The organism is Micromonospora sp. NPDC051296 (genome assembly GCF_040682255.1).
GTDB classification, from domain to species: Bacteria; Actinomycetota; Actinomycetes; order Mycobacteriales; family Micromonosporaceae; genus Micromonospora; species Micromonospora craterilacus.
Window position 1 is genome coordinate 1 of record NZ_JBFBAO010000560.1, and the last position, 2,977, is coordinate 2,977.

A 2,977-nucleotide genomic window follows, 5' to 3' on the forward strand; every position below is an offset into this window, starting at 1 on the left:
ACCGCGACCATGAAACGCGCGATCAGCTTTCGCCGCACGAGACCCCCGTATAGTCAAGATCAGCTATTACCGAACTTGAGAGGATAGGTGTGCGGTCGCGGCGGGCAAAGGCCCTGGAGGCTCGCGATCATCATCCTTTCGTACGAGATCCCGCGTACGGCGGCACGGGTCCTGGCGAGGTGAGCGGCTGGTCGCCTGCATCGCCTCGGCGGGCACCCGGAGCGCCTCGGGCCACCGAAACCGCGTTGCCGTCGGGCCGGCATCCACCAAGGATGACGCCATGGCTTCGACCAGCGAGGACAACATCTGCCCAGCTCCCCTCGACGGCCGCGCCGGGATCGACGCCGCGCTGGTGAAGCGCCTGGTCGCGGCACAGTTTCCACAGTGGAGCGGCCTGCCGGTGACCCCGGTGGAGGTCGACGGGTGGGACAACCGGACGTACCGCCTGGGCGAGGAGTTGACCGTACGCCTGCCCACCGCACCCGGCTACGCCCCCGCCGTGGCCAAGGAGAACGAGTGGCTGCCCCGGCTGGCACCCGAACTGCCGGTCGCCATTCCGCCGATCCTGGGCCTAGGCGAACCCGGCGAGGGGTACCCCTTCCCGTGGTCGGTACGCGGCTGGCTGCCGGGCACCACGGCCGACCGGGGACGGATCGACGACCTGCCGCAGTTCGCCGTCTCGGTGGCCGAGTTCCTCCGTGCCCTAATTCGTTGCGACCCCACCGGCGGCCCGCTGGCCGGGGACCACAGCTGCTACCGGGGCGCCTCGCCAGCCCACTACGACGAGGAAACCCGCCGTCTCCTGGCCGCGCTGGTCGGTCACGTCGACGTGACCCGGGCCGCCGCCGTCTGGGAGGCCGCCCTGACCGCCGAGTGGCAGAGCCAGCCGGTGTGGTTCCACGGCGACCTCGCGGTGGGGAACCTGCTGGTCGTGGACGGGAAGTTGAGCGCCGTCATCGACTTCGGCACGTCCGGCGTGGGTGACCCGGCCTGCGATCTGGTGATCGCCTGGACGATGCTCTCCGGCGACAGCCGCCAGGCGTTCCGGCAGGCGGTCGGGCAGGACGACGGCACCTGGGCGCGGGCCCGCGGCTGGGCCCTGTGGAAGGCCCTGCTGCTGGTGCAGCAGAACCTCGGCACCAACCCGGCGCTGGCCGCCGTCAACCACCACGTGATCGCCGAGGTCCTGGACGAGCACGACCGCATCGGCCAGGTGAGCGTCTGGCAATAGGACTGGCGTGACTGCGGCGTGCCCTGCCTCGCCGCCACCGCCCTATTGCCGGCCGCTCCGAGGCATAGACCTTGGTATACGGCGAAGTCGACCGGTGGCAGTTCCCCCCGGACCACTGTGGCTGGACCGTGGAGGGATGACGCAGCACGGGGAGCAGCAGGCAGCCGTTGGCCCTACCCGGGAGCCCGCACGCCGACGGCTCGCGCCGGTCGTCGCGCTCCTGCTGCTCGCGCCCTGGGCGGCCGAGTGCTCGTGGGGCGGGTTCGCCGGCAGCGACATGCTGCTGGTCGTGGTCGTCCTGGCCCCGATGTACGGCGGCGCGGCCGTGCTGATCCGTGAGGCGGCCCGGCGTACCGGCGGCGGCTGGCCCATGATCGTGCTGCTCGCGGCCGGCTTCGGCGTGTTCCAGGCGGGGCTGGTCGACCAGTCGCTGTTCAATCCCGACTTCCTCGCCGACACGGAGTTCGCCGAGCTCCAAGCAGCGGACGGCACCCGCCTGCCGGTGCTTGGCATCAGCGCGCAGGAGGCGGTCGGCTTCCTGGGCAACCACGTGGCGTTGAGCATCTGCGCACCGATCGCCTTCGTCGAGTCGTACCTCTCCCCAGCCCGCCGCCCGCGGCCGTGGCTGCGGGCGCCCGGCCTGGTCGCCGTGGCCGTCCTCTACCTGTTGGGCAGCCTGCTCATCTTCACCGACGACACCGGGCGCAAGGGTTTCCTGGCCAGCCCCGGGCAGTTGGCGGGGGCGGCGGCGACGGTCGTCGTCCTGATCACGGTGGCCGCGCTGCCCCGGTGGCGGCGCCGGATTCGCCCGGCACCTGCGGGCGCGCCCCACCCGGGTTGGCCCGGGTTGCTGGTGCTGGTCGCCTACCTGGGGGTGAACATGCTGTCCGGGTGGTTCCAGGTCGCCGCCGCGGTCGTCGTCATCTCGGTGCTGGTGGCGGTGCTCGCCCGCTGGTCCGGTCGGACCGGATGGGGGCAGCGGCACGTCCTGGCCGGTGCCGGAGGGGCGCTCACGGGGGCGGCCGTTCTCGCGTACCTGGTGCCCTCGTACGCGCCGGCCTCGCCCGAGCAGGCCCTGGCCAGCGACGTGGTGGTGAGTGTGCTCGCGGTCGCCCTGCTCACCGGCGCGTACGTGCGACTGGGCCGCTACCGCGGGTAGGTAGCGAGTGGTTAAAAAGGGGCCCTTCCTCTACCGGAGGCGTTAACAGGGGGCCCTTCCTTACACCGGCAGCTCGGGGCCGTGGTCGAGGAGGGGGGCGAGCAGGTCGCCGTGCTCCTCGATCCGGTCCAGCACCTCGGCGGCGGTGTACGGGCGGGTCGCCGGCCGCTTGCCCGCCGCACCGGCGGAAACCTCGTCCCAGGTCAGCGGCGCGGAGACCGACGGCACCGGCTGGGCGCGCAGCGAGTACGGCGCGACGGTCGTCTTCGCCGCGTTGTTCTGGCTCCAGTCGATGAACACCTTCCCGGGCCGAAGGTTCTTCGCCATCTTCGAGAGGACCAACTTGGGATGCTCGCGCTCCAGTTCCTGGGCGATCCGCCGCGCGTATGCCGACACGTCGTCGGCGGACTGGGTACCGGCGATCGGGCAGCACAGCTGCATGCCCTTCTTGCCCGAGGTCTTCGGGTAGGAGTCGACCCCGTCGGCCGCCAGCCGGTCCCGCAGCAGCAGCGCCACCTGGCAGCACTGCCGCAGCGCCGCCGGCGCTCCCGGGTCCAGGTCGACCACCATCAGGTCCGGCTGCTCGC

2 protein-coding genes and 1 pseudogene are annotated in these 2,977 nt (G+C 71.9%); 2 read left to right on the forward strand and 1 reads right to left on the reverse strand.

All coding sequences use genetic code 11. From position 1 onward, the window contains the following. Positions 1-280: 280 nt before the first annotated feature. Entirely contained in the window at positions 281-1,231 is a 951-nt protein-coding gene (locus AB0M52_RS32850; protein WP_363961716.1) for an aminoglycoside phosphotransferase family protein, read from the forward strand. 136 nt (positions 1,232-1,367) lie between these two features. Continuing rightward, positions 1,368-2,390, forward strand: coding sequence for a hypothetical protein (locus tag AB0M52_RS32855; RefSeq protein ID WP_363961718.1), 1,023 nt, complete (start codon positions 1,368-1,370; stop codon positions 2,388-2,390). A 60-nt stretch (positions 2,391-2,450) separates the two neighbouring features. Here the strand turns inward: AB0M52_RS32855 and AB0M52_RS32860 are convergent. After that, positions 2,451-2,977, reverse strand: a pseudogene (locus AB0M52_RS32860) (ATP-dependent DNA ligase); the annotation flags it as partial.

Coding starts and splice junctions, on each gene's coding strand:
- AB0M52_RS32850 (WP_363961716.1), top strand. CDS start 281: ATGGCTTCGACCAGCGAGGACAACATCTGCCCAGCTCCCCTCGACGGC.
- AB0M52_RS32855 (WP_363961718.1), top strand. CDS start 1,368: ATGACGCAGCACGGGGAGCAGCAGGCAGCCGTTGGCCCTACCCGGGAG.